Annotated in this window: 24 protein-coding genes and 2 pseudogenes; 12 read left to right on the forward strand and 14 right to left on the reverse strand. The window is 71.6% G+C overall.

All coding sequences use genetic code 11. The features are described 5' to 3' along the window. Position 1: 1 nt before the first annotated feature. The 4 genes from IE106_RS07425 to IE106_RS07440 are packed head-to-tail and all read right to left on the reverse strand — an operon-like array spanning position 2 to position 7,908. Entirely contained in the window at positions 2-2,755 is a 2,754-nt protein-coding gene (locus IE106_RS07425; RefSeq protein ID WP_189531072.1) for a beta-ketoacyl synthase N-terminal-like domain-containing protein, read from the reverse strand. Continuing rightward, on the reverse strand, positions 2,755-5,880 hold the full coding sequence (locus tag IE106_RS07430) for a non-ribosomal peptide synthetase (protein ID WP_189531074.1): 3,126 nt from the start codon (positions 5,878-5,880) through the stop codon (positions 2,755-2,757). Before IE106_RS07430 ends, IE106_RS07425 begins: the two co-directional genes overlap by 1 nt. A gap of 35 nt (positions 5,881-5,915) precedes the next feature. Next, positions 5,916-6,695 (reverse strand): SDR family NAD(P)-dependent oxidoreductase, encoded by a 780-nt coding sequence (locus tag IE106_RS07435; protein WP_189531076.1) that lies wholly within the window; start codon positions 6,693-6,695, stop codon positions 5,916-5,918. A 28-nt stretch (positions 6,696-6,723) separates the two neighbouring features. Then, complete coding sequence (locus IE106_RS07440; protein WP_229840126.1) at positions 6,724-7,908, reverse strand: aminotransferase class I/II-fold pyridoxal phosphate-dependent enzyme; 1,185 nt, start codon at positions 7,906-7,908, stop codon at positions 6,724-6,726. 587 nt (positions 7,909-8,495) lie between these two features. Between IE106_RS07440 and IE106_RS07445 the strand changes: the two genes are divergently transcribed. The 3 genes from IE106_RS07445 to IE106_RS07455 are packed head-to-tail and all read left to right on the forward strand — an operon-like array spanning position 8,496 to position 9,792. Beyond that, entirely contained in the window at positions 8,496-9,002 is a 507-nt protein-coding gene (locus tag IE106_RS07445; protein ID WP_229840127.1) for an SRPBCC family protein, read from the forward strand. A 25-nt stretch (positions 9,003-9,027) separates the two neighbouring features. Next, a complete protein-coding gene (locus IE106_RS07450) occupies positions 9,028-9,192 on the forward strand; it encodes a hypothetical protein (protein ID WP_189531078.1) in 165 nt (54 codons plus the stop codon). A gap of 9 nt (positions 9,193-9,201) precedes the next feature. Beyond that, positions 9,202-9,792 carry a fatty acid desaturase gene (locus IE106_RS07455; RefSeq protein ID WP_189531080.1) on the forward strand — a complete coding sequence of 197 codons (591 nt, stop codon included), beginning with the start codon at positions 9,202-9,204 and terminating at the stop codon, positions 9,790-9,792. Here the strand turns inward: IE106_RS07455 and IE106_RS07460 are convergent. Continuing rightward, entirely contained in the window at positions 9,740-10,348 is a 609-nt protein-coding gene (locus IE106_RS07460; RefSeq protein ID WP_229840128.1) for a TetR/AcrR family transcriptional regulator, read from the reverse strand. The genes IE106_RS07455 and IE106_RS07460 overlap by 53 nt on opposite strands. Positions 10,349-10,495: 147 nt before the next feature. Between IE106_RS07460 and IE106_RS07465 the strand changes: the two genes are divergently transcribed. The 4 genes from IE106_RS07465 to IE106_RS07480 are packed head-to-tail and all read left to right on the forward strand — an operon-like array spanning position 10,496 to position 13,573. Beyond that, a complete protein-coding gene (locus IE106_RS07465; protein WP_229840130.1) occupies positions 10,496-11,350 on the forward strand; it encodes an alpha/beta fold hydrolase in 855 nt (284 codons plus the stop codon). Next, positions 11,347-11,511 (forward strand): hypothetical protein, encoded by a 165-nt coding sequence (locus IE106_RS07470; protein WP_189531081.1) that lies wholly within the window; start codon positions 11,347-11,349, stop codon positions 11,509-11,511. The genes IE106_RS07465 and IE106_RS07470 overlap by 4 nt, the downstream gene beginning before the upstream one ends. Beyond that, entirely contained in the window at positions 11,508-12,083 is a 576-nt protein-coding gene (locus IE106_RS07475; protein ID WP_189531083.1) for a thioesterase domain-containing protein, read from the forward strand. Before IE106_RS07470 ends, IE106_RS07475 begins: the two co-directional genes overlap by 4 nt. Positions 12,084-12,094: 11 nt before the next feature. Further along, a complete protein-coding gene (locus IE106_RS07480; protein ID WP_189531085.1) occupies positions 12,095-13,573 on the forward strand; it encodes an aldehyde dehydrogenase family protein in 1,479 nt (492 codons plus the stop codon). A 187-nt stretch (positions 13,574-13,760) separates the two neighbouring features. Here the strand turns inward: IE106_RS07480 and IE106_RS07485 are convergent. Together IE106_RS07485 and IE106_RS07490 are read right to left on the reverse strand one after the other, a co-directional pair. Next, positions 13,761-14,186, reverse strand: a pseudogene (locus tag IE106_RS07485) (transposase family protein); the annotation flags it as partial. Between the two features lie 190 nt (positions 14,187-14,376). Beyond that, positions 14,377-14,682, reverse strand: coding sequence for a hypothetical protein (locus IE106_RS07490; protein ID WP_189531088.1), 306 nt, complete (start codon positions 14,680-14,682; stop codon positions 14,377-14,379). Positions 14,683-15,032: 350 nt separating this feature from the next. Between IE106_RS07490 and IE106_RS07495 the strand changes: the two genes are divergently transcribed. After that, complete coding sequence (locus IE106_RS07495) at positions 15,033-17,234, forward strand: FG-GAP repeat domain-containing protein (RefSeq protein ID WP_189531089.1); 2,202 nt, start codon at positions 15,033-15,035, stop codon at positions 17,232-17,234. Between the two features lie 561 nt (positions 17,235-17,795). Here IE106_RS07495 and IE106_RS07500 read toward each other — a convergent pair. Next, positions 17,796-18,161, reverse strand: coding sequence for a peptidase inhibitor family I36 protein (locus tag IE106_RS07500; protein WP_229840132.1), 366 nt, complete (start codon positions 18,159-18,161; stop codon positions 17,796-17,798). Between the two features lie 112 nt (positions 18,162-18,273). Continuing rightward, positions 18,274-19,266 (reverse strand): helix-turn-helix domain-containing protein, encoded by a 993-nt coding sequence (locus IE106_RS07505; protein WP_189531091.1) that lies wholly within the window; start codon positions 19,264-19,266, stop codon positions 18,274-18,276. Between the two features lie 504 nt (positions 19,267-19,770). Here IE106_RS07505 and IE106_RS07510 point away from each other — a divergent pair. Continuing rightward, on the forward strand, positions 19,771-20,043 hold the full coding sequence (locus tag IE106_RS07510) for a DUF6531 domain-containing protein (protein WP_373295913.1): 273 nt from the start codon (positions 19,771-19,773) through the stop codon (positions 20,041-20,043). Between the two features lie 380 nt (positions 20,044-20,423). Here the strand turns inward: IE106_RS07510 and IE106_RS07515 are convergent, their stop codons facing one another. The 4 genes from IE106_RS07515 to mscL form a co-directional block, all read right to left on the reverse strand. Continuing rightward, entirely contained in the window at positions 20,424-20,618 is a 195-nt protein-coding gene (locus IE106_RS07515; protein ID WP_229840134.1) for a hypothetical protein, read from the reverse strand. Positions 20,619-20,845: 227 nt separating this feature from the next. Next, on the reverse strand, positions 20,846-21,037 hold the full coding sequence (locus IE106_RS07520) for a hypothetical protein (protein ID WP_189531094.1): 192 nt from the start codon (positions 21,035-21,037) through the stop codon (positions 20,846-20,848). A gap of 540 nt (positions 21,038-21,577) precedes the next feature. Next, positions 21,578-21,781, reverse strand: a complete 204-nt coding sequence (locus IE106_RS07525) for a cold-shock protein (RefSeq protein ID WP_055711351.1) — start codon at positions 21,779-21,781, stop codon at positions 21,578-21,580. A gap of 198 nt (positions 21,782-21,979) precedes the next feature. Then, positions 21,980-22,423, reverse strand: coding sequence for a large conductance mechanosensitive channel protein MscL (mscL, locus tag IE106_RS07530; RefSeq protein WP_189531096.1), 444 nt, complete (start codon positions 22,421-22,423; stop codon positions 21,980-21,982). 596 nt (positions 22,424-23,019) lie between these two features. Here mscL and IE106_RS07535 point away from each other — a divergent pair. After that, entirely contained in the window at positions 23,020-23,160 is a 141-nt protein-coding gene (locus IE106_RS07535; protein WP_189531098.1) for a hypothetical protein, read from the forward strand. 47 nt (positions 23,161-23,207) lie between these two features. Next, positions 23,208-23,396 (forward strand): annotated as a pseudogene (locus IE106_RS07540) (IS5/IS1182 family transposase); the annotation flags it as partial. 616 nt (positions 23,397-24,012) lie between these two features. Here IE106_RS07540 and IE106_RS07545 read toward each other — a convergent pair. Then, positions 24,013-24,642 (reverse strand): class I SAM-dependent methyltransferase, encoded by a 630-nt coding sequence (locus IE106_RS07545; protein ID WP_189531100.1) that lies wholly within the window; start codon positions 24,640-24,642, stop codon positions 24,013-24,015. On the opposite strand from IE106_RS07545, the gene IE106_RS07550 reads away from it, so the two are divergent. Beyond that, positions 24,631-25,568, forward strand: a protein-coding gene (locus IE106_RS07550; RefSeq protein WP_373295914.1) for an IS5 family transposase whose coding sequence is annotated in 2 segments (ribosomal slippage) — positions 24,631-25,036 and positions 25,036-25,568 — 939 coding nt in all. Because the reading frame shifts where the segments join, the coding sequence is not laid out codon by codon here. The two genes, IE106_RS07545 and IE106_RS07550, sit on opposite strands and share 12 nt — an antisense overlap. Positions 25,569-25,643: the final 75 nt, after the last annotated feature.

Raw genomic sequence — 25,643 nt, forward strand, 5'->3', positions numbered from 1 at the left:
GTCAGCCTTCCTGGTGGCAGCGGGCGAGGGCCGTGCCGAGCGCGGCCCCGAGCCGGGCGATCCGGTCACCCTCGTCGAACATGGAGAAGTGGTCGCCGGGGACCTTTTCGACCACCAGTCGCCCGGTGATGTGGGCGCTCCACAGGGACTTGTCGCGCGGGTTCATGCGCAGCGCGTCGAGCAGCGCCTCCCCTTCCGGCTCCTCCGCCTGAAGCAGCACGAGGTCCCCGTCGAAGCGGCCGTCCGGGTAGTAGCCCTTCAGCAGGGAGTGGTTGTGCTGCCACACGTCGAGGAAGCCCTGCTCGCGCAGCATCCGCGGGTCCACGCCGCGTACGGCGGCGGTCTCGAACAGTACGGGGAAGACCTCCTTGAACTCCTCCGCGTCCAGGTGCCCGCCCACGTAGGTCTCGGGCACGTGGGCGTCGAGCATGACCAGCAGCTCGACGCGTTCGCCGGCCCGCTGGAGCTGGAGCGCCATCTCGAAGGCCACGTTCCCGCCGAAGGAGTAGCCCCCCAGGCGGTACGGGCCCTGCGGCTGCTCCCGCCGGATCCACTCGACGTAGAGCGCCGCCAGCTCGCGCAGGGTGCCGGGGCGGGCCGCGCCGCCGGGGAAGGACAGCGCGCGCAGCGGCGCGCCCGGCGCGGTCCGGTCGGCCAGCCGGAAGTACAGGAAGTTGGTGCCGCCCGCCGGCGGGACGAGGTAGACGGGCGTGCCCGTACCCTCGCGGACGGCCGTGATTCCGCTGTGCGCGGCCGTCGTGCCGGAGAGCGCCGCGCGGACGTGGGCCGCCATCTCGTCGGGTGTGCGCAGGTGGGCGAAGTCGTCGACGCCCACTTCGATCCCGAACATGTCGCGCAGGGCGGTGACGATCTCCACGGCGAGCATGGAGTCCCCGCCCAGCTCGTAGAAGTCGTCGTCCGGGGCGATCTGGTCCATCCCCAGACCCTGTTCGAGCAGCGCGACCACACGCTCGAGCACCTGGTCGTCGGCCGCCTCCACGGCGCCGGTCCCGGCGGCCTCCGCCGCGGGGGTGCCGGCGGGGGCCGCGGCCACCGCACCGGCCCGGGTGTCGGGCTCGATCCAGTGGCGCTCCGGCCGGAGGGGGTAGCCCGGCAAGGAGACCTTGAGGGCCGTGCCGTGGGTCCAGCCGCCCTCGGGCAGTTCGGATCCGGGGTGCGCGCCGGCGAGGTACGCGTCGAGGCCTTCGCGCAGCTCGTCATGGGTGGCTGCTTCGAACACGTGCCGTACGGGCAGCAGGGCCCGGCCCGTCAGCAGCGTGTACGCGATGTCCCGGACGGCCGGCGGCTCGGTGCCGTCCAGGAGCGCGCGCAGACCGCGGACCTGGTCGGCCAGCGCCTCGGCGTCCCGGGCGGAAAGGACGACCGGGTAGCGGACCCCGGGCTGCCCGGCGGGCGGTTCCTCCCGGACGGGCGGGGCCGCGAGCACGGCGTGCGCGTTCGTGCCGCCCAGTCCGAAGGAGCTGACCGCCGCCGCACGCAGCGGAGCGGCCGGCGGGTACGCGAGGGATTCGGTGGGCACCTGGTAGGGCTGCTCGTCGAGCCGCAGATGCGGGTTGGGCGTGTCGTAGTTGATCTGCCGCGGCACCTTCTGGTGGTAGAGCGCGAGCGCGGCCTTGATCAGGCCCGTCACCCCGGCGGCCGCGTCGAGATGCCCGACGTTGGCCTTGAGGCTGCCGATGGCGCAGCCGGGAGCGGGGCCGCCGGCCTCGCGGTAGGCGGCGGTCAGCGCGTGGAGTTCGAGCGGATCTCCGACGGCCGTTCCCGTGCCGTGGGTCTCGACGTATCCGACGTGCGAGGCGGGGAGCCCCGAGGCCTCGAGGGCCGCGCGGATCACCGCACGCTGGCCCTGGGGGCCGGGCGCGGTGAAGCCGATCTTGTCCGAGCCGTCGTTGTTGACGGCCGTGCCCCGGATCACGGCGTAGACGCGGTCGCCGTCCTCCAAGGCGTCGGCGAGCCGCTTGAGGACGACGACACCGCAGCCGTTCCCCTTGATCGTGCCGGCCGACCGGGCGTCGAAGACGCGGCAGTGGCCGTCGCGGGAGAGGATCCCGCCCTCCTGGTACTCGTACCCCGAGGTCTGCGGGAAGGTGATGCTCACGCCGCCCACGAGCGCGGCACGCATCTCACCACGTGCCAGCGCCTGGCAGGCCAGGTGGACGGCGGTCAGCGAGCTGGAGCAGGCGGTCTGCACGGTCATGCTGGGGCCGCGCAGGTCGAGCTTGTACGAGACGCGGGTGGCCAGGAAGTCCTTGTCGTTGCCCAGCATCACCGGGTACGAGAGGGCGGCGTCCGCGTACTCCGCCGAGCGCAGCACGTTGGCGAGCAGATACGTGCTCAGGCTCGTGCTCGCGAAGACGCCCACCGGGCCACTGGTGTGGTGCGGGGCCAGGCCCGCGTCCTCCAGAGCCTGCCAGGCGCAGGTCAGGAAGACGCGGTGCTGGGGGTCCATCAGACGGGCGTCGCGCTGGGTGACGCCGAAGAAACCGGCGTCGAAGAGGTCCGCGTCGGCGAGGTCCGCGCCTCGCGGGACGCGGCTGGAAGAGGTGATCTGCTCGGGGGGCACGCCCGCCTCGGCCATCTCCTCGTCGGAGAACCGGCGGCTGGACTCGACACCGTCCAGCAGGCCCTGCCACAGCTCGTCCGTCGACGCGGCGCCGGGGAACCGGCCCGCCATGCCGACGACGGCCACGGCCTCACTCGTCGCTCCAGGCGTCGGTCGAGTGGTCTGGTCCATCAGTTGCCCCCTCGGACGGCGTCGATGTGCGCCGCGAGCCGGCGCACCGTGGTGTGGGTGTAGAGCTCGATCATTTCCAAGCCGGGCACGGCCAGTTGCTCCTGGAGCAGCCGGTGGACCTCGACGACGTGCATGGAGGAACCGCCGATGTCGAAGAAGTTGTCCTCCGGGCCGATCTCGATCCCGGGGAGCACCTGGCCCCACACGGCGCGGACCGCGGCCTCCGTGTCGCTGCCGGCCCCGGTGGGCACGGCGGGCGTGCCCCGCTCGGCCGGTCCGGGGAGCGCGGGCCACGGCAGCGCCGAGTCGTCGACCTTGCCGTTGATGGTGAGGGGGAGCGCCGTGACGCGGACGATCTGTGCGGGCACCATGTACGAGGGCAGCCGGTCCCGCAGCAGCTGCGTGATCGCGCGGGTCTCCGGCAGGCTGACGCCGGCCGCGAAGGCGAGCAGGCGGGGGTGGTCGGGGTCGCGTTCGTCGAGGCGGACGGCGCACTCGCGCACGCCGGGCACCGAGAGCAGCGCCGTCTCGATCTCGCCGAGTTCGATGCGGAAGCCGCGTAGCTGCACCTGCTTGTCGATCCGGCCGAGGTGGACGAGCGTGCCGTCGGGCCGGACCATGCCGAGGTCTCCGCTGCGGTAGACCGTCTTCCCGCCGAGGACGGGGAACCGTTCGGCGGTGAGCTCCGGCAGGCCGAGGTAGCCGAGCGAGACGCCCGCGCCGCCGACGACCATCTCACCCGGGACGCCCGGCGGGCAGACGTTGCCGTCCGGGTCGACGATCGTGACCGTCAGGTCCGGCAGCGGCCGGCCGATCGCCGACAGGGTCTCCGTACGGGCGCTCTCGGGGGTGATCGGGTGGTATGTGACGTGCACGGTCGTCTCGGTGATGCCGTACATGTTCACCAGCCGGGCCCGCTCGCCCATCACGTCGTACCAGGCGTTCAGCGAGGCGTACCGCAGGGCCTCGCCGCCGAAGACCACGTGGCGCACGGCGAGCCGTTCGCCGTCGCCCGGGGCGAGCACCTTCGTCAGCTGGCCGAAGGCGGAGGGGGTCTGGTTGAGGACCGTGACCCGCTCCCGGACGAGGAACTCCCGGAACTGGTCCGGAGACTTGGCGCAGTCCTCCGGGACGATGGCCAGTCGGCCTCCGTACAGCAGCGCGCCGAAGATCTCCCAGACGGAGAAGTCGAAGGCGTACGAATGGAACAGGCTCCAGGTGTCCTCGGGACCGAAGCCGAAGTGGCCCTCGCAGGAGCGCATCAGACGCATCACGTTGCGATGGGTCACCTGGACGCCCTTGGGGCGGCCCGTGGAACCGGAGGTGAAGATGACGTATGCGCAGGCGTCCGGGTCGTCCTGGGCCACCGGGCCGGCGGCGGTCTCACCGGCGGCGCCGGCGGCGGAGGCCGGCGCGAGCAGCTCGGCCGCGTCCAGGAAGCGGGCTGCGGGCGAGGGCCAGTACGCCTCGTCCACCACGATCGGCAGCCCGTCCGGGAAGCTCTCCAGGATCGAGGTGATCCGGGAGGCGGGGGAGTGCGGGTCGAGCGGGACGTAGACCTTGCGGGCCTTGAGCGTGCCCAGGATGACGGCGATCAGGCCGGCGCCGCGCCGCATCGCGATGCCGACGTGGGTGCCGTCGGTGGCGGCGGTGAGCCGCGCGGCCACGCGGGTCGCCCACTCGTCGAGTTCGGCGTACGTCAGCTCCGCGCCGCCGTCGCGGACGGCGACGCGCCGCGGGTGCGCTCGTGCCGTCCGCTCGAACCAGGCGGCCAGGGACGGCGGCACCTCGAACGGCTCGCCACCCGCGTCCGGGTGGACCAGGGCGTGCAGCTCGCGCTCGGCCTCGGCCGACAGGGCGGGGATCTCCTCGATCCGCCGCTTGGGGTCCTGCGCCACCAGGGTGAGGACGTGGTGCATCACGCCCATCGGATCGGTACGCCACTGCTCGTCGCTGCACTCGGCGTTGAGGACGAAGGCGGTCCCGAAGTCCTCGACGTTCATCGAGAGCGGGTACTTCACCAGCCGGCGCGCCAGGGGGAGGGTCTCCACCGTGCAGTGCGGCAGCCGGAGGTTCAGCGGCTCCTTGTAGTACGTGAAGGTGTTGTCGGGAGTGAGCAGGGTGCCGACCAGCTGGGGGCTGACCTGGCGGGCGTGGGCTGCCAGGTCGAAGCCCTGGTGGCGCAGCATGCCCACGCTGGCCGACTGCACGGCCCGGCACAGGTCTTCGAAGGTGCCGTGCTCGGTGAGGTCCACCGCCAGCGGGAGGGTGTTGACGAAGTAGCCGAAGGCCTGGCGCTGGCGCAGCCCGCGCCGGTTGGCCAGCGGGATGCCGGTGACCAGCTTGCGTCCGCCGGTGACCCGGGCGTAGGTGACGAGGTAGGCGGCGAGGAAGAAGGCGAAGGGGGTGCAGCCCAGCTCCCGCGTGCGGTCGCGGATCAACTCGCCGAGCTCCGCGTCGAGTTCCAGGGAGCGCTCCTCGCCCAGGATCACGCCGGTGGAGTCGCGGTGGCCCTGGAGGCGGTCGTCGCCGAGGGTGGTCAGGCCGGCGAGGCGGCCGGCGAAGAAGTCGAGGGCGTCGGCGCTGGGCGCGCCGGGCCGGACGAGGCCTGCCGGATCGTCCTGCGTGGACGGCGAGAGCTCCGCCTGCGGGTCGGCGTAGATCCGCTCCAGTTCGGCGTTGAAGTTGAAGAAGCTGTACCCGTCGTTGACCAGGTGGGAGAAGACGAGGCTGGCGTAGACCGCCTCGTCGTCCTGGAAGACGCGGAAGTCGTACTGGCGCTCGCCGGGCGGGATCGGGGTGTCGCTGCGCTCGGCGAGGTCCCGGAGGAGCGACTCTTCGGCGTTGCCTGTGAGGACGGTCAGCGGGACGAGGGAGTCGAGGTCCTCCACGGGCTCGCGGTGGACGGCGTACACGACTCCGTCGCGGGACTCGAAAACGGTGTTCAGGGCCCGGATGCCGCGGGCCACCCGGTCGAGGGCGGTGCGCAGCCGCTCCGCGTCGGCCTGGCCGGTGATGCGCAAGAGGCCGGTGAGGTTGAAGGAGGCGTCGGCCGGAAAGAGCCGGTGGTGGGTGAAGAGCTTGGCCTGTGCTGCAGTGGCGGGTGATATGGCAGGACCCGTCATGTGTTGTTCCCCCATGGAATTTCCTACGTGCGTGTTCAGTGGCTGGGTTTGCTGATGTCCCACGCGAACCGCCGCGACAGCGGCCGGGGCAGGTGGCGCAGCCCCCAGGCTGCGGTCTTGTACCGGAGGCTCGGGATGCTGAGCACCTTTCCCTTGCGCAGATCGCGCAGGGCCGAGCGGACGACGTCGTCGGAGTGGAGCCACAGCCAGGCCGGCGGGAAGGTGGTCGGGATACCGGCCCGCTGGTGGAACTCGGTCCTGGTGTAGCCGGGCAGGAGCGCCATCATCCGCACGCCCGCGCCGCGCACCTGCTGTGACACGGCCAGCGATTCGGTGAAACCGATGATCCAGGCCTTGCTGGCGGGGTACGTCGAGCTCAGCCAGGCGGGGCCGAGGCCGGCGACGCTGGCGACGTTGACGATCGACCCCGAGCGCCGCCTGGTCATCTCGCCCAGCGCCGCGTCGGTGAGCCGGAGTACGGCCCGTACATTGAGGTCGAGGAGGCGCTCCTCGGCCTGGATGCCGGTCTCGAGAAAGGCGTTGTCGTAGCCGATGCCGGCGTTGTTGACGAGCAGGTCGACGACCGGCTCGGCGGTGAGCCGGGCCGTGACCCGCGCACAGCCCTCGTCGGTGGTGAGGTCGGCGGGCAGGACCTCGGTCCGGACGCCGTGGCCGGCCCGCAGGAGTTCGGCGTGCTCCTTGAGGTCGCGTTCCGAGCGGGCGACGAGGACCAGGTCGTACCCCTGCTCCGCCAGAGCCCGGGTGAACGACTTTCCGAGGCCGGCCGTCGCTCCTGTGATCAGTGCAGTGGGCATGTGGTGTCAGCTCCGGTCGGATGGGCGGTCAGACGTGCGCGGGGACGCGGAGCACCTGGTCGCGGACCGCGCGGAAGCCGGCCACGGCCCGGTGCAGCTGCTCCTCGGTCTGGGCCGCGGTGTAGCTGGTGCGGAGTCTGGGCGAGGCGGCGGGCGGCAGTACGGCGTTGACGTACACGCCCTGCTCGATCAGAAGATTCCAGGCCAGCAGCGTGCTGACGCCGTCGCCGATCTCGACCGGGATGATCGGGGTCTGGCTGGCGCCCACCTCGTACCCCAGGGCGGTCAGCTCGCGCCGCATGAAGTCGGCGTTGTCGGAGACCGCGCCGCAGCGCCAGGGCTCGGCCTGCAGGATCCGCAGCGACTCCAGGGCGGCGGCGGTATTGGAGGGGCTGGCGCTCGCGGAGAACATCAGACTGCGCGCGTTGTGGCGCAGGTAGTCGATCACTTCCTCGTCACCGAGGATCGCGCCGCCGATCGAACCGAATGCCTTGGAGAAGGTCAGGGTGATCAGCGGGACGCTCGTGGTGAGCCCGAAGTGGGAACTCGTGCCCCGGCCCTTGTCGAGCACACCGCCGCCGTGAGCGTCGTCCACGAGCAAGGTCGCGCCGAACTCGTCCGATATCTCGACCAGTTCGGGAAGCGGGCAGAGATCTCCCTCCATGCTGTACACGCCGTCGACGACGACCATGCAATCGGCGGTACCGGCGACACGGGAGAGCTTGGCACGGAGATCGTCCGTGTCGTTGTGCGCGAACCACTGGATCTTGGCCCGGCTCAGCCGCGCGGCGTCGATGAGGGAGGCGTGTGCCTCCTTGTCCAGGAAGACGATGTCGCCGGGACCGCACAGGCCGGCGATCGCGCCCAGGTTGGCCTGGTAGCCGGTGGTCAGTACGAGGGCGGCGGGCTTGCCGAAGAACTCGGCCAGTTCGCGTTCCAGCTGGTCGTGCAGCTCCAGGTTCCCGTTGAGGAACCGGGATCCGGTGCAGCCCGCCCCGTAGCGTTCGGCCGCCCGGGCGGCGGCCTCGACCACCCGCGGATCGGTGGACAGCCCCAGGTAGTCGTTGGAGCCGCACATCACCACCTCGCGGCCGTCGGCCATGCGGGCGGTGCCTGCGTCGCGGCCGTCGAAATTGAGGAAGTACGGGTAGAGGCCGGCGGCCTTCGCCTCACGCGCTCGGGTGTAGGAGGCGCACTTGTCGATGACGCTCACAATTCATCCTTCTGGTGTCTTGGGAAGTGACATGGACGTGCTTACACGCGGAATTCGGAGTTCAACTTCCCGGATGACCATTCCGAGGATTCCGGACGCGGTAGTCATCTTCCATTCGCTCGACACCGGTGCGGTGGAGTCCTGGGAGGTGAGGGCGTTCGGATGCTGCGGCTCCGCGGGGTTTTCGCGGAGCGGCGTCACCGGCGTTCCCAGGAATGCCAGACGAGACGGAGAGTGGATGCGATGTCGCAGATTGCAGCAGCAATCGCGGAAGCGGCCTTGGCCATTTTTCCCCCATGGAAATCCTGCGCAGCCGTCGTCGGCCGGCGCGAGGGCGCCGACGGCCGGAAGGCAGGTGTTGTGTGCACTACGTTGAGACAGTTCCGCAGCTCGTAAGGGTTCCCCGCCCTCGCTCGGAACGATTCGACTCGTTCTAAGCTAGGCGTGTGGCGCAGAATCGTCAAGTGAATGACTGCCGACGGCCCTGTGCTTCATCGGGTGTTGACAATCACGTGGCTCCTTGGCCGGAACCCGTTGCTTCGGTTAGGTCGTGCCGCTATCTTCGCCACCGTGCCGCATACTCCTCGGTGTTCCGGACCCGGACGCAGGAGGAAATGATGCGACGACGGTTCAAGCTCGAAGAGGACATCTTCGTGAATGCCTCGCAAACGGAGCTGTACGAGGCCGTGGCCGATGTGCGTGCCATGGGGAAATACAGCCCCGAGTGCTGGGCGGTCCTGGGGCCTCGCGGCCCCGTCGCGGCCGGTCGGCGTTTCATCGGCCTCAACCGCAAGGGACCTTTCATCTGGTTCACTTGCTGCCGCGTCACATGCGCGGAGGCGCCCGAGCGCTTCACGTTCGATGTGAGCACCTTCGGTCTTCCCGTGGCCCGCTGGGGCTACCGCTTCACGCCCGAGGGCGGCGGCGTCAGGGTCACCGAGTCCTGGGAGGACCTCAGGACGGGGCGCGGCGCGCGCCTCACCGAGCTGCTCGGTCTCCTCTTCACCGGAACACCCGCGGGACGCCGTGCGGGCATCAACCGTGCCGGCATGCGCGCCACCCTCCTCCGGCTCAAACGCGCCGTGGAGCGATGATCCCTCTCCGAGGAAGGCGGCAGCCATGACCGCGGCCCCGGTCCAGGTCTCCTTCGCGCCTCCGCAAGCGGCGGTGCGCGAAGCGGGTCTGCCGCGTTCGCGCACCGGCTGCCACGCCGCGAAGTTCCTCTCCGGCGCCGTCCTCATGGCAGTGGCCCGGGGACTCTCCCGGTGGCTCGGCGACTCCTGAGGGCAGCCGGTGGCCGCCGTGCTGCCGGCCTTCGCGTACGGCCGGACCGGACTGCCCGGGCACGACGCGGGGTACACCCGGGTCACCCGGAGCCGGCGGGCGATGGCCGTACTCGCGCTCATCCACGGCAATCTCCTGCTGGGCTTCGGCTGCGCCCTCGTCTACGCGGTGCCGGCCTCCTCCCTGATCAGCACGCTTCTCGCGGCCGCGTTCACCGCCGTCCACCAGGGGCTGTCCGGGGTGTGTCCCGGCTGTGTCCTCACTCCGGACCACAAGGAGATGCCGGTACGCGACGGGGAGAGCGAGCCCGACCGGCTGAGCCGGCAGGTGCTCGCCCCCCGCAACATCCGCAGTTCGCTCGTCCACGACTTCCTCCATCGCGGGCTCGACTACCGGATCGAGCCCCACCTCTTCCCGACCGTGCCGCGGCCGAACCCGCGCGAGTGCCGGCCGCTGACGACGGCGCACTGCGCCGAGCAGGGCCTGCCGTACTGCGAGGTCTCGGCGACGCGCTCGTCCATCGAGGTCCGGGCGCGCCTGCGCCAGGTCACCGAGCAGGTCGGCCGGAGAGCGTCGCGCTCTTCTGGACCCCGTCCATGAGCATGTCGACCAGGTCGCGGGTGTAGGTGTCGGCCACGTCGCCCCGGCGGACCAGGACACGCATCCACAGCGCACCGGCCATGGCGTCGACCAGCAGGGCCGGATCGGCGTCGTGCGGCAGGTCGCCGCGTGCCATGGCCCGTTCGAAGACCGGCTGATGCCGTCCGAAGCGGTCGTCGAGGAACGAGACCACCAATTCCCGCATCGCCTGATGGCGCACCGCGCCGACGAGAGCCGCCTCCACGATGGTCCGCCGGTGCTCGTCGTCCAGCAGGGCCTGCACCCGTTCGGCGAGCTCGGTCAGGTCGCCGCGCAGGCTGCCGGTGTCGGGGAGTTCGAACCGCAGCATGTGCGAGTGCAGCAGCGCGTCGCGCAGCAGCTCCGACTTCGAGGACCACCACCGGTAGATGGTCGTCTTGTTCACCCCGGAATGCTGGGCGACCCCCTCGATGGTCAGGGAGTCGTAGCCCAGGCTGCCCAGCATGTCCAGCGTGGCCGTGAAGATCTCGGCCCTGCGCCGCGGCCCGCCGGCCTCGCCTTCGTGCTTCCGCGTCACCGGATGTCGCCCTTCGCTCGTGTGGGGTCAGCCTACTCCAACGCAACGTGGCGTTGTGTGAGGCCGTCCCCTGCCGTAGAGTGCAACGCGACGTTGCGTTTGCCGTGGGTGCTTTCGCGGGCACCACCGGATCCGCCAGGGGGGCGCATGGGTACAGAGGGACCGATGGTCCCGGGCACGGGGCTGGCCCCTGTGGCCGGCCGGCCGGGCATCTGGGCGGCCGGACCGGACGAGGGCGCCCCGCTCGTCCTCGTCCACGGCATCCGGGTCTCCGCCCGCATGTGGGACCCGCACACCCGCCGCCTGACCCCCCGCTTCCGGATCACGGCCCCCGACCTGGCCGGACACGGAACCCAGCGCGACCGCCCCTTCTCCCTGGAGGAGGCGGTCGCCCAGGTCGGCCTCGCCGTCGAGGAGGCAGCCCTGGCCACCGGCCGCCCGCCCCTGGTCGTCGGCGCGTCCCTGGGGGGATACGTGGCGCTCGCCTACGGCGCCGCCCACCCCGACCACGCCGCCGCCGTTCTGGTGCAGGGGTCGACCGCCCGGCCCGACAGCCTCACCGGTCGGGTCTACCGCACCGCCGCCCGCGCGATCTGGGGGCTGGGCCCCGCCCGTGCCGCCCGCCTCAACGACCGGGCGCTCAAGCGGCGCCTGCCCCGCGAGAGCTACGAGGCCGTCATGGGCGGCGGCCTCACCATGCACGCCTTCGTCGAGGTCGTCGAAGACCTCACCCGGCGTGACTTCCTCACCGTGGCGGGCCGCGCCAGACTGCCCGTCCTGTTCGTCAACGGCCGTGGCGACCGCCTCTTCCGCGCCCATGAAAGGGAGTTCGTCGACGCGGTCCGCTCCGGCGGCGGATACTCCCGGCTGTTCCACGTCAACGGCCCGCACGACATGTCGATCAGCGACCCGGCGGCCTTCACCCGCATCGTGGAACGCGGCCACGCACTCCTCTCCGAGGCCCGGCCCGAGGCTTTCTCCCCACGGGGGGAGCGGACATGACCGCCCGGCGGCAGCAGTGGACCCCGCGCCTGCCCGGCACCCGGGCCGGCGGCTACCGCACCCGGGTCGCCGCCATGCCGCCCGGCACCGGACTCCACGCGGTCGGACTTCCCGGCCGCGGCCGCCGGCTGCCCGAGCCTCCCGTCCCGGCCTCACCGTGATCAGCGGAGCGCTGACCCCGCTCGCGGCCCGCCCCGGACCGCCGGCCATCCCGTTCGGACACAGCACGGGCGCCCTGCTCGCCTACGAACTGCGCCGCGCCCTGGTCGCGGCCGCCGCCCCGCCCGCGGCACTCGTCCTGTCCGCCATGAGCCCCGCGCACCCGGTCGACCGCCCGGCTCGGCGGGCACTCGCCGAGGATCCGGACACGTCCCCGGCCCACGTACGGGACCTGGGCGCCGGTCCGCCCGAGATCCTGAGCACACCCGCGCTGCGCGCACTCGTCCTGCGCACCATGCGCGCCGGCCTCGGCCTCCTGGGCTCCTTCCCGGACCCGTCCACCGGCCTCCTCCCGGCCCGCATACCCGTCCCCGTGCCGAGCGGGCGCTCCGGCAGGCTCCGTCCGCCGCACACCGCGGCCGCCTGGAAGCCGTTCGCCGAAGGCCGGGAAGGGATTTGCGTCCTGCCCGACGGCCACTTCTCTCCCCGGCAGGACGAGACCGTCGCCCGCCTGGCCGCCTCTCTCGCACAGACCGCCGCATCCAGAGCCCGTCCGCTGACCCAGCGGCCGTGAAGGAGACCACCATGACCACGATCCGCACCCACGGGGCGCCACCGCGGTTCACCTCCTTGGCCCCGGCGACAGCGGAGCCGGTTGCCACCTTCCCCGTCGACGACGAGGCAGCCGTACGGGACAAGGCAGGGCGCGCCCGCGAGGCCGCCGTCTGGTGGGACGGGCTCGGACACGGCGGCCGCCGCACCCGGCTGCTGGCCTGGAAGCGTGCCATGACCCGCCGCCGGGCGGAGATCATCGACCTGCTCCAGCGCGAGAACGGCAAGGTACGGGCCGATGCCGTCATCGAGCTCTCCGTCACCCTCACCCACGTCGACTGGGCGGCCCGGCACGCTCGCCGGGTGCTCCGCCGCAGGGCGATGCCCTCCGGCCCGCTCATGTTCAACCAGGCCAGCACTCTGGAGTACAAGCCGTACGGAGTGATCGGTGTCATCGGGCCGTGGAACTACCCGGTGTTCACCCCCGTCGGCTCCATCGCCTACGCCCTGGCCGCCGGCAACGCCGTCGTGTTCAAGCCCAGCGAGTTCACCCCCGCCTGCGGGAAATGGCTCGTCGACACCTTCGCCGAAGCCGTCCCGGAGCACCCGGTCCTCCAGCTCGCCACCGGGGCCGGTCCCACCGGCGCGGCGCTGTGCGCCTCAGGCGTCGACAAGATCGCGTTCACGGGCTCCCGGGCGACCGGAGTCCGCATCCTCGCCGCCTGCGCCCCCACGCTCACTCCGGTGCTCCTCGAACTCGGCGGCAAGGACGCCCTCGTCGTCGCCGAGGACGCCGACGTCGAAGCCGCGGTCGAAGCCGCGGTGTGGGGCGGCTGCGCGAACGCCGGCCAGTCCTGCACCGGGATCGAACGGGTCTACGTCGCCGACGCCGTGTACGAGCGGTTCGAGGCCCGGCTGACCGAACGGGCACGGCAGATCCGCGCTCGTGAGGACTTCGGCCCCATCACGATGCCCGGGCAGCTCGACATCATCCGCCGCCATGTCGAGGACGCCCTCGCACGCGGCGGCCGCGCCCTCGTCGGCGGCCCCGAGTCCATCAGCCCGCCCTACGTGCTCGGCCCCATCGTGCTCGCCGACGTCCCGGAGGACTCCGCGGCCCTGCGTGAGGAGACCTTCGGCCCGGTCCTGGTCGTCAACCGGGTCCGCGACGCCGAGGACGGCGTACGACGCGCCAACGCATCGGAGTTCGGGCTGGGAGCGTCCCTCTTCGCACGCCGCGGCGCCACCGCCCTGGCCCGCTCCATCCGGTCCGGGATGGTCAGCGTCAATGACGTGATGGCCTTCCCCGGCGTGCCGTCACTGCCCTTCGGCGGGGTGGGCGCCTCGGGCTTCGGCCGCATCCACGGAGCCGACGGGCTCAAGGAGTTCGCCGTGCCCCACGCCGTGACGCGCCGCCGTTTCACCCCGCCGCTGGCCGTCTCGACGTACGCCCGCGGCGCCAAGGACATCGCGCGTCTGGAACGCGTGGTCCGTTTCCTCGGATCGCGCTGACCGGAGGCGCCGCGCACCCGACCACGGAACGAGGAAGGCGGAGGGGGAGAAGCACGTCCGGCGGAGCCGCCAGGCGACTGCCGCTCGGGATGAGGCTGAACGGAGAGGAAGAGAGAATCGGGACTGCCGCTCCCAGCCGCACCACCGGACCCGTACGGCTGTCCGTTCCACGGGTTCCTGGTGATGCCTCCACGACCCAGTGGCTGCCCGCGACGTGGACCAGCTCGTCCAGGGTCGTGTCGGTGGGAAGGTAGGCGATGCAGGAGGAGATCTCCTCCGGGCGGCTGACGCCGCGGCGGGCGAGGACCCAGTGCCGGCGGTCGGGCCGGTGCCACGGCCTGACCTCGACCCGCGCCCAGTCGCGGATCCACCGGCCGTGGGCGCCGTCCCCGCAGGAACTGCGCTTCCACTTCTGCCTCGGCAGGCCGGGAAACAGGTCGTGGACGGGGTGATCGATGGCTCAGCGGGTGGCGGCGGTGTCGTGGCGGGTGGCGGCCTGCTCGAGCTCGGACCGCCAGCCCTTGGAAAAGCCGTAAGCGGCGTCCGCGGTCACCCACCGAAACGGGACGCGATCGGCGATGGCCCGGCGGACCATCGCCTTGGCCGTCTCCACCGAGTGTCGCCCACCATCACGTCGGCCCCTGAACGCCGGAAGACGTCCCGGCGCTGAACGAGGACACCAGACAGCACTCCGCCCCTTCCCGGAAGCCGACATCAGTGGCGGGGCTCCGCCCCGCGCCCGCAGGGGCCCGTGCTCCCGGTGACGCCAGTAGGTCTCGCCGCCTCCCCCGCGTCCGTGTGGGTCACCGCCGCTCCGGCCGGGCGCTTGCCGTGGGGCGTTCGGGGTTGTGGTAGGTGTGGGTGAGGTGTCGTTGGAGCTGGTTGTGGCGGAACTGGTAGACGGCGCCGGCGTGGCGTAGTACGCCGAGGTGATAGGCGTTTTCGAGGAAGGCGACGGTATCCCAGGGCAGCCGGCGTGTGAGGGGTAGCCAGATGCGGGCCAGTGTCAGCCGTTGCCCCCAGGCGGTGAACGCGAGGATGTAGGTCGTGGAGGCTCCCAGGCCGCCGATGATCCCCGGGCAGTAGGTCAGTCCCGGTGTCCAGATCATGTTCCTGGGCAGGATCTGCGGGAGGAGCTGCACCGCGAGGTGGCCGGTGAGGGCGCGTCCGACGGCGATGGCGGGAATGAGTACCAGGAGTTGCCGGATCGATCCGCCGGCCCATCAGCGCCCCCGTCGGCCGGCGGGACGGCCGGACGCGACCCCGGCGCTCAGAAGCCTCACCCTCCATCGGCCTGCCCGACGACATCGCCACGCCGTGCAACCTTCTGGCGTGATCAGGAGTCCGACCGGGCGCGCGGCTTCCGGCGCGTGCCCGGTCAGCTTGAGAGGAACCCCCTTTGATCCACGTTCGTCCCGCCCGACACCAGCTCGTCGCGGCCGTCAGTACCGTTCTGGCCGTGACCGCCGGTGCGAGCCTCGCGGCGGCGCCCGCGATCGCCGCGACGCCCACCGCTGCCGTCGCCGCGGCCGCCGAGGCGACGGTCGACGGCGTCATCTCCATACCCCGCACCGACCAGATCCTCAGTGTCGGCCCGACGGGGTTCCTGTCGGTGGAGCGTCGCTGGGACCACACGTACTACCGCTGGACCAGCACCGTCGACGGCACCACCACGGGCCTCCCCGAGTGGTCCAGCGGGTATCGCGGCGGCGGCTCCGACACCGTCGTCGCCAAGGAGGACGGCACGACCCGGTACCTGCTGCATGACATGTCATCGCCGGGCAGCGACCCCGTGGTCGTCAACCAGACCGACACCCGGCTGTACTGGAAGGGCGTGGTCGGCAGGACTCTCGTCTTCTCGTCCTGGGACAGCCAGAGCAAGGTGGGCCAGCTCCGTCTGATCGGCGAGGGGAATCAGGCGGGCAGCGACCGGCAGGTGACCGGCCTCCCGCCGAACTCGAGGGTCCAGAGCGTCGAGGCCCTGTCGGACAGCTCGGCGCTCGTCCGCTACGTGACGGCGGATGCCGACACCGACCGCTCCCACCTCGCCGTCGTGGACGTCGCCACCGCCTCCGTCGTCGAGAAGCGTGAGGTGGGCGTGTCCGCGTACGACACCGACACGGCCCTGTCCGGGGATCGCTGGGTCTGGGTCGACGCCCCGACGTCCGCGCACGCCAGACTCATGCACGCCGCCCGCGACGGTTCGGGCAGCACGCCGGCCGTGGAAGCAGCCGACCTGGGCAACTCCGTCCGCCCGCACATCGGCGTCCTGGGCAACTGGGTCACGTACGCGGCTCCGGGCGGCGCCGCCGCGACCGAGGCGTCCCCGCGCTTCGCGCTCAGTGCCGTCAACCTCGTCGACAACTCCACGGTCAAGCTCCTCGACCACGCCTCGTCCACCGTCCCCACCGCCGACGGCGCGCTCCTGGTGCGCGGCGGTACGGTCGCCCACGGTGAGGGCGTCTACCGGATCTTCCTCGGGGCGGACGGCAAGCCCACCGCCACGCTCCTCGCGAGCACCGGCGAGCCGACCTCGCTCACGCTGTACACCGAGGCCACTCCTCCGGTCGTCGACCTCGACAGGAACAACGGTCAGCCCCTGCTCCGCTGGGTGCTGTCCCGGACCAACGCCAAGGGCTCCGTGACGGTCCGCCACCTCGCCACGGGCCGCAGCGTGCGGCACGACTTCGCGCAGGCGGCCGCCTTCGAGGGCCGGGGATCCGTCGACTTCCGCTGGGACGGGATGCTCCCCAACGCCGCGGGCCTGAAGGAGTTCGCGCCCAGCGGCGACTACGCCTGGGACTTCACCGCCTCCCCGCTCAACGGCATCGGCCCGGACGTCGCGCGGACCGGCACCTTCAAGGTCACCCGCACGGCCGGCCCGCACGACTACACGAACAACAGCACACCGGACCTGCTCTCCCGTGACGCCGCGGGCGTGCTGTGGCGCGACGACTCGACCAAGGTGGCGTCCGCGCCGCAGCCGTACTCGACGGGCCGGGTGAAGGTCGGCAGCGGCTGGCAGATCTACGACCAGCTGGAGGCCGTCGGGAACATCGCCGGCAGCCCGGCCGGCGACCTCGTCGCCCGCGACAAGGCCGGCGTGCTCTGGCTCTACCAGGGCAACGGAAACGGCACCTTCGCCGGCCGTACGAAGATCGGCAGCGGCTGGCAGATCTACGGCAGCATCACCGGCGGCAGCGACCTCGACGGCGACGGGAAGTCCGACGTCGTCGCCACCGACGCCGCCGGCGACGTGTGGTCCTACAAAGGCACGGGCAGCGCGACCGCGCCGTTCGCAGCCCGCAAGAAGATCGGCTCGGGCTGGGGGATCTACAACCAGCTCACCGCCACCGGCGACATCGCCGGGAGCCCGGCCGGCGATCTCGTCGCCCGCGACAAGGCCGGTGTCCTGTGGCTGCACGAGGGCAAGGGCGACGGCACCTACGCCCCGCGCACGCGGATCGGCGGGGGCTGGGGCGTCTTCACCCACCTCGTCGGCATCGGCGACGCCGACCGCGACGGGCGTGCCGACCTCTACGCGGTCGGAACCTCGGGCGCCAAGTTCTACGCGGGCACCGGCGACACGGCGGCCCCGTTCAAGCCCGCCGCCCCCGGCAGCCTGCTGTGGGACTCGGCGCCGGTCAACTCGGTGTTCTGACGCCGACGGCCCCCACACGGTGACCCTGTGCTGACGCTGACGCTGACGCCGGCGTCGGGACGGCCGCCCGGAAGGTCCCTTCGAGCGGCGGGCCTCGGCGCCCCGGGCGCCGGTGCTCGCCGTTCGTGGTCCCGGGGGGAGGAGGCGGGTACGACGGGTTTCCTGGTCGACGGTGAGGCGGCGTGAGCCTCGGGCCGGTCCCCGGGGTCCGACGTGCCGCATCCACCGAGCCCGAGTGCCAGTCCGACGAGGGAGAGCAGGGCGAGGGCGCCGGCGGTGCGGCGGGACGGCGTGGCCATGGAGGGTCTCCTTGACAGCGACAGCGACAGCGATGCGGCACGCGAGGTGACGGGTCCGGGGCCGCGCTCCGATCGAACAGCAGCGCGCGGCCGACGAACCGCTGCACCGCGAACACTGCCATGTGCTCCCTCCCTTTCGGAACGGCGCGAGACGGCCCGTGCCCCGGACCCACCGCACGGCGGCCGCGGCACCCTCAGACGCCGCGGTCATCGGCCCGCGCGGCAGCGGTCAGCTCCGCCGCGCGGGCCGCCCGTCCGGACCTCAGCAGTTGTCGCCGACCGCGTCGATCTTCTTCCCGAAACCGGTGTCGTAGCGGGCGGCGTAGTGGCCCTTGCTGACCGAACGGCAGGTCTTCTGCCCCCCGCTCCAGTCGATGAAGGCGCCGGACCGGTTCGCGATGAAGGAGTACGAGTGGTCGCGCCAGGCCGCGGGCAGGTCCTTGTACCCCCCGGTCCAGTTGTACTGGGCGCCGGAGTAGGAAACCCCCGTCCAGAGACAGATCGCGTTGGAGGGGCAGGTGGCGTTCGTGCTGCTCGGAGCCGCCTGTGCGGTCTGGGTGGTGGCCAGTGCGGCCAGCACCAGGACGCCGGCGAACAGGGCTGAGCGCATGGGCTCGCTGTGCTTCAACTCAGGACTCCTCGGTCGTGGTCTGCGGAACACCGGGAATGCTCCGCGCTGCCGGCGCCCACGGCCATCGCCTTAAGCCATGCCTTAAGGGCCCGCGGCCCCGCCGCGCGGGCTATCGGCCCCCGGCCAGCAGTTCCCGGCCCAGGGCAGTGGCCATGTGCAGTACGGAGCCACCGCGCCGGCTGGTGGTGATGAGGCGCGCCTCGCGCAACGCCTTGGTGTGCTGGCTGACGGCCGCCAGGGAGACACCGAGTCGCGCGGCCAGTTCCGTGGTGCTGCACCCGTCGGCGGCCGCGCGCAACGCGGCGGCCCGGGTGCGTCCGAGCAGGGCGCCCAGCGGATCGGCGGCCCGCGAGCCGTCGGGATGCCACAGCGCGGCACCCGTGGCCGGCTCGGTCACCGCCGGCACGGTCAGCCGCGGCACCGACGCGTCGTCGTACGGGTCGTACAGCAGGCTGAACGCGCGCCAGGAGAACAGGGTCGGCACCAGGACCAGCCCCCTGCCGCCCAGGTGGACCTCGACCGGGCGCGGGTAGCGCACCTCCAGCACGGGCGGGCGCCAGCGCACCAGCAGCGGGCTCAGCGCGGCCAGCAGAGCCTCGACTCCGCCTTCCAGGAACGTCCGGGCGTACTGCGCCCGGACGGTGTCCAGCAGTGACCGGGAAGCTGCCCAGTACGGTGCGACGGCCACGCGGTGGCACGCCACGAGACCGGCCGCCAGCGACCGCCGGGCATCGGCGTCCCCCGCCGCGAGGGCCCGCGCCCACGACATGTGCGCGGATCCGACCGCGACGGGCTCCAGCTCGCGGCGCACCCGGGTGCGCGGGGCTCGCAGCAGAGCCTCCACGGCGTGGTCGATGTCGGGCGAGTCACCGGCCAGCGCCAGCAGGTCCAGGCCCGGGCCTCTGCCCGGCAGCAGCGTGGTGAGCGGCCCGGTGTCCTCACCCAGCCGTCCGGCCACCGCGGCGCGCCACCGCTGGAAGGGCAACGGGACGGTACGCCGGTTCAGCATCTCCAGGCTGTAGTACGTCTCCGCGGCGGCCCCGATGGTGCCGGCCACCCGGGTGCGGGCGAGATCCTCCGCGGTGAAATGGATGCGCAGCACCACAGACCTCCGTCAGGGAACGGGAACACCTTGGGAGCGGGGTGCCGGTCCGACGCCGCCCCCCTCATGGCGGCCGTGGCATTGTCAGACGGGACGAGCACGCCCGGCAACGTCCTTTCCGGACTTTTCGCCATGAGGCGAGGAGAGGCGTCCGGCACGCGTGAGGGCGAGCACCCCGCCGTCCGAGGGACGCGTGCTCGTGTGCGGGTCCCGCTCTGCTCGGCGCCTTCACGGAAGCCGGGGCGGCGCCCGAGGCGGAGGATCTTCTCCCCGGGCGCTGCCCCGTACGGGCGGGGTGTCACACGCGGCGCACCCGGTCGGGGAGCGATGCGCCAGCCGACCCCGACGGTGGGCATCGGACGCGGCGCCCTCCCCGCTCCGACGCATGCGCTCCCGGCACGTGGTCGTGCGTCGGACGCGGCCTCGGTCCGAGGCCGCTGCGGGCCTCAGCGGCGCTCGGGCAGATCGGCCTCCGCCGGCAGGGTGGAGAGGGGCCGCCGCGTTGTGGCCGACGACGCCGCGGGCGCGGTCCCGTGGCACCAGATCTCCGAGTTCCGGATCACCGATGCGCTGGTGGCGCGGATCAACCTGTCCAACGGCAACCTGATGCTCGCGGCCACCGACTTCGAGGTGGCGGAGGTGGCACAGAAGCTGCGTCTCGCCCGCACCTACAACTCGTTCGACGCACCGTGGGGGAAGGCCTCCCAGCGGCGGTGGCAGGAGTACGAGCGCTACCTGCTGATCGAACCCCGGTCCTGGTCGCCGTCCGCACGTTGACGGCGACCAGGACCGCGTCCGGGCAACGGTCTCGGCGCATCAGGTCCCGCACCACCTCCTCGAACCGGGCGTGGTGCAGGGCGTCCAACTGCGACAGCCCGTAGCGCAGGCCCCGCGCACGGACCGCTTCCCACCGCGCCCGCTGCTGCTTGTGATGAAGCCAGGCACCGAACGCGAGCACGCCGAGGACGAGCAGGAACCACCAGTGGGTCAGCAGCCAGTCGACGATGGTCACCACCAGGGTGACGGCCGCGGCCGCAGCCACGAGGAAGACTGCAGCCGGTCGCCCCCGTACTGTGGCCGCCTGCCGGGCGTGCGGGCGCGCCGTCGTGCCGGCGGTCGCCTGGCCGCAGGCGTGCGGCCCCTGCGCACGCGGGGGCTCACCGGCTTGCCTGCGCAACGCCGCCCGCCGGTTCCCCCAGGACGTTCGCGACCCCCTGCCCCACCGGGGTCGGGGCGGGGAGAACGCCGAGCGCCAGGACGATGACCACGGTCAGCCTCTCGTCGCGCCGGCTGCGCGCCTCGGTACGCCGACGCAAACGCAGCGCCACGATGACCGCGAGCAGCACCGCCACGTTGATCGTTACCGGCCCCGGACCCCCACCCGGACCACGGCCGTCCCCGCCGTGAGGACGCTCTCGGACTCCTTGTGCAGCGGGCGCGTGGGGACACATGGAGCTGATCTTCGACGAACGGCGACAAAACGACGTACTGGCGAAAAACCGTAGGCGGGCGGCCGGGCCGGCGGCGCCCTACCCGCGAGATGAGCCGGACTCTCGTGTCCGGGGGCGTACCCGCCGGGTCAGACCGCGGCGAACTCGCGGCGGACGTCCGCCGGGCGCGGCCGCGGCCAGGCCTCGATGAGGAGGGAGCTGCTGCGCGCCGCTGCGGCGCGGTCCGTCCCCGCCTGGCTGATCAGCGGTCGCTCGCGCTGGTCCCCTGGCCGGGATTCGCCCCCGACCCGCTGGACGACCGGTGAGCCGGCGCTGCTCACGCCGAAGCAGACACCGGCTTTCCGCGCCCTGGCCGCGCGCCTAGAGGGTACGGACGGCGTGGAGCAGTCGTAGAAGGACAGCCGGGCGCATGTCCACCCCGGCCCGGTGCGCGCCCGCGGTCGGGCACTCCTCCAGGGCGTCGCGTAGGCGCGGGCCGGTGGCGACTCCTCGCCGTCGAGAACCGGGGCCGCCGATGGACCCCGGCAAGGCCGACGCGCTCGCCGCCGGCCCGGACCACGCCGTCGGCGACAACACGTGCGACTCGATCCGCGGGGCTGTGATCCGCCTGGCCCGTGCACGGGAGAGCCACTCCGACTCGCCCGCCCGTCCCGTCTGCTTCGTGCTGTCCGATGACGGGAGACGAAGGCCGCGCCCGCGAACCGGCCGCCGCGCTGTACGCCGCCCTGCACGGAGACCTCGCCCCTCACCTGCGCCGCCTCCGAGTCGTCGTGCCTGACCCCGGAGCTGCCGCCGACCCACACGGGTGAGGCGGCTGCCGGACCGGACAGCCGCCTCACGCCACGTTCTCTCCCGTCCGCTCAGCCTCGGACGATGTTCTGCGCCTGCGGACCCTTCTGGCCCTGGCCGATGTCGAAGGTGACGTGCTCACCCTCGGTCAGCTCCCGGTACCCGCTGCCCTTGATCTCGGAGTAGTGCGCGAAGACATCCGGGCCCCCGCCGTCCTGCTCGATGAAGCCGAAGCCCTTTTCGGCGTTGAACCACTTCACGGTGCCGCTGGCCATACTGGTCGATCCTTCGTTCATGCTCGGGAACAGCCCTTCATCCGGGCATGTTCCGGCTCGCGCGACCGCGCGAGCCAACAGCCGTTCTACCCCCTGCCGTCCCGCTTATCCGACCGCCGACACGCCCACCTGCGCCCGGCCGCCTGCCTTCACGGAGGCAGACGTCCCGTGGGGGTGCCGCCGTGGTGCCTGAGGCGGTCACCCGGCGCGCTGGGTCGTCTCCTCTGATGGGGCGGGTACGACGGGGAGGGGGGCGGTGCAGGAGGCGCAGCGCCGGGCCTGGGCGGGGACGGGGCTGAGGCATTCGGGGCAGTCCCGTTTGGGTGCCTGCACGTCGTGGTGCGGGGCGAGTCGCTCGTGCAGCTTGTTGATGGGCAGTACGACCAGGAAGTACAGCGCGCTGGCGAGGAGGATGAAGCTGATCGCCGCGTTGATGAAGGTGCCGTAGGGGAACACGGTGGCGCCCACGGTGAAGGTCTTGCGGCTCATGTCGCCGGTCACACCGGTGGCCAACCCGACGAGCGGTGTCAGGAAGGCGCCGACGAAGCCGTTCACCACTGCGGTGAACGCCGCCCCGATGACGATACCGACCGCCAAGTCGACCACGTTGCCGCGCAGGATGAAGCTGCGAAAGCCCTTCACCTTCCACTCCTTGAGGATCTCGGTTTCTACGGGCGGGATGTCGGCGGCGCTGTCAGCCGCTGACGGGCGTCGGGTCGGACGGCTGCCGACGCGTGGGGACAGTGCGGGTCACAGGTGACCGTGGGGATGCGCATCCGGCGCAGGAGATCACGTGTGGTGCGTTTGCTCAGTGTGCTCCGCCAAGTGAAGCCCGGGTGGCGGGAGCGAAGGTGCGAAAGTGCCCGGGTGCCGAGCCCGGTGCTGTGGAAGCGCTCGTCGATGGCGATACCCGTGATGACACCCTGCGCACAGTCGGAGCAGACCCGGTAGTGGACCTGGCCGACGACCTGGCGGGCGTGGACGAGGAGCAGACATTCCTCGCCCCGCCCGGAATCGTCTGGGACGTGTACGGAAAGAAACTCGATTGCCCGGTATGCGAGGATCCGGCGGCGCAGGCGGCCGGTGATGCGGCCTCGGCGGGAGTGCTTGGCGCCGGCCGGGGCGGGCGACGGCGTCGAGACCGCGAGGGTCGGGCCCAACGGGGTGCTCGCGGGAGGCGCGTGTTGTCCGTGCATGAGGTCTCATGTGCCCAAAGCAGCAAGCGGTACCCGCCCCGGATGTCCGTCCGTGACGCGTTGAGGGGTGCGGGCCAGTACTCGGTGGCGGCGCCGGCCCGGTCGACGGCGGCTTCGACGACGGCGAAGATCGTCTCCTGTGCGGCTGCGGCGATCATGACCTCCTGGCAGCTGCGGTTCTGATGGGTGGCGCCGGGGCATCGTCGTCCGCTCGGTCGCCACGACAAGTACGCAAAGGCGGCACGGACGGAAGACCCACCGGCTTCGACCCTGACCGCTACCGGCGCCGCAACGGGGTCGAGCGGACCATCGACCGCCTCAAGACCCCCCGTGCTGTCGCAACCCGTTACGACAAGCGAGCCTGCGTCTTCCACGGCACCGTCACCGCAGCAGCAGTCCGCCTCTGGCTCAAGCCGTGAACCACCGGGGCCGACCTCTCGGAATCCCGGGACGGGGATGAAGCTCGGCCACCACGAGGGCACACCGCCGGGGCACGGAGGAGTGGCGGCGCCCTCCCAGAAGATCGAGAGGACACACCAGACAACACCGAGGAGCACCACCACGAGGGCAAAGGCATGGAGAAGGGGACGGTTCCCAAGAAGGGCGCCCACCGCGACCCAGACCAGCAGCAGGACCGTCCAGAGGCCAGGGATGAACAGCCACAGCAGAAAACCGCTGTCGGCCGCGTTGTTCACTCCCACGTCGCAGGTGGTCCACGACCTGCCCAGAAGCATGGCAGCGGACACCGCGAGAAGCAGCGCCACCGCCGCCCCGAGCCACCCATGCAGCCGCCGACTCCCCACAGGCCCCCCGTTCGCCGTCCGCTGCGGGAAGCACCGGACCCGCACCGCTCATCACTGCCGCACCCCCCGGCACTGGCCAACAGGGACCAGACACCTCTGGATCCTGGTAATCACATGATCCGCCGGACAGTGCCTAGGACCTGTCTGACAATTCTTGTCGAATCAGCGAGCGCCCGTTGAGTAGGCGGTCCGGAGGCACGCCGACCAGCTCGCACCTTTTGCCGGGCAGAACCTATGGGCGGCGGGCCAGCAGGTGTGCGTCGAGAAAGCCCCGTTCGGAGGCCGGGTCGTGGAGCAGCCGAGCGAAAGGAACGAGCCCGGCATCGGTCAGCAGTTCGGCGAGGTGGTCCGCCGGCCAGCTGTAGGCAGGTGCGACCTTGTGGTCGAACTGGACCGGCTCCGGTCCGTCGGTCCCGAAGAAGGAGACCAGGAGCACGCCACCCGGCGCCAGGACGCGGACCTGCTCGGCGAGCAGCTCTGGCAGTTCGTCCGGTGGGGTGTGGATCATTGAGTAGTGGGCCAGTACGCCGCCGAGCACGCCGTCCTTGATCGGCAAGGACTCCATCCGCGCCTCCTGGAAGCGCAGCGCCGGGTTGGCCCGTCGAGCGTGGTCGACCATGCCGTGGGACAGGTCGAGTCCGAAGGCGTCCAGGCCCAATTCGTGCAGCATGGCCGTCAGATGTCCGGGCCCGCATCCAACGTCCGCTGCCCGCAGGTTGCCCGTCGCGCGCACCAGTTCGGCGAAAGTGCTGATCATGGCCCGGGCGAACGGCTGCGTCTCCAGCCGGTCTGCGAACAGCGATGCGTACAGCTCAACGACTCCGTCGTAGGCCGCCCTGGTCTCGTCCTGATGATTCGCCACAGGGAGGACCTTATAGCCGGTCCGATAATCAATCTTGTGGCAGCTCGAGGCGAGGTGACAGACGCGGCGTGGGAGCGGATAGAGCCCCTGCTGCCGCAGGCGGACGGACGTGGCCGTCCATGGCGTGATCACCGGCAGGTGGTCAATGGTGTGTTGTGGCGGCTGCGGACTGGGGCTCCTTGGCGCGACCTGCCCCAGCGGTACGGGCCGTGGCAGACCGTTTACGAGCGGTTCGCCCGCTGGGAGGCGGACGGCACCTGGGCAAGACTGTTGAAGCATGTCCAGGTCCGCGACGACGCGATGGACCGGGTGGAATGGACAGTCGCCGTCGATTCCACGATCAACCGGGCCCATCAGCACGCCGCCGGCGCACGCAAAAGGGGGCAGCAGGCCAGGACAATCTGGAAGATCCGGGCCGCTCACAGGCACGCCAGGCCCTTGGTCGCTCCCGAGGCGGGCTGACCACCGAGGTCCACCTCGCCGTCGACGGCCGGGGCCTGCCATTGTCGATCGTGCTCACGCCCGGCAATGTCAACGACGCCACCGCGTTCACCCAGGTCCTTAACGAGATCTGCATCCCACGCATCGTCACGGGCCGCCCGCGCACTACGCCGACACGGGTGCTGGGCGACAAGGCCTATTCCAGCCGGGCGATCCGCCACCTGCTGCGGCGTCGGGGCATCACTGCCACGATTCCCGAACGCCGCGACCAGATCGCCAACCGCCGTCGACGCGGCAACCTCGGCGGCCGCCCACCCGTCTTCGATAAAGAGGTCTACCGCGACCGCAACGTGGTCGAGCGATGCTTCTCCCGTCTCAAGCAGTTCCGTGCGATCGCCACCAGGTTCGACAAGCTCGCCACTCGCTACCGCGCCGGAGTCATCCTGGTCTCGCTGATTCTCTGGCTTCGTGAATCGACCAGGTGATCATTTGTCAGACACGCCCTAGGTGTATTGATCACGAGCGTTGTTAACAGGGCCGGGGTCTTGATCATGGCGAAG

The organism is Streptomyces roseolilacinus (assembly GCF_014649335.1).
GTDB lineage: Bacteria > Actinomycetota > Actinomycetes > Streptomycetales > Streptomycetaceae > Streptomyces > Streptomyces roseolilacinus.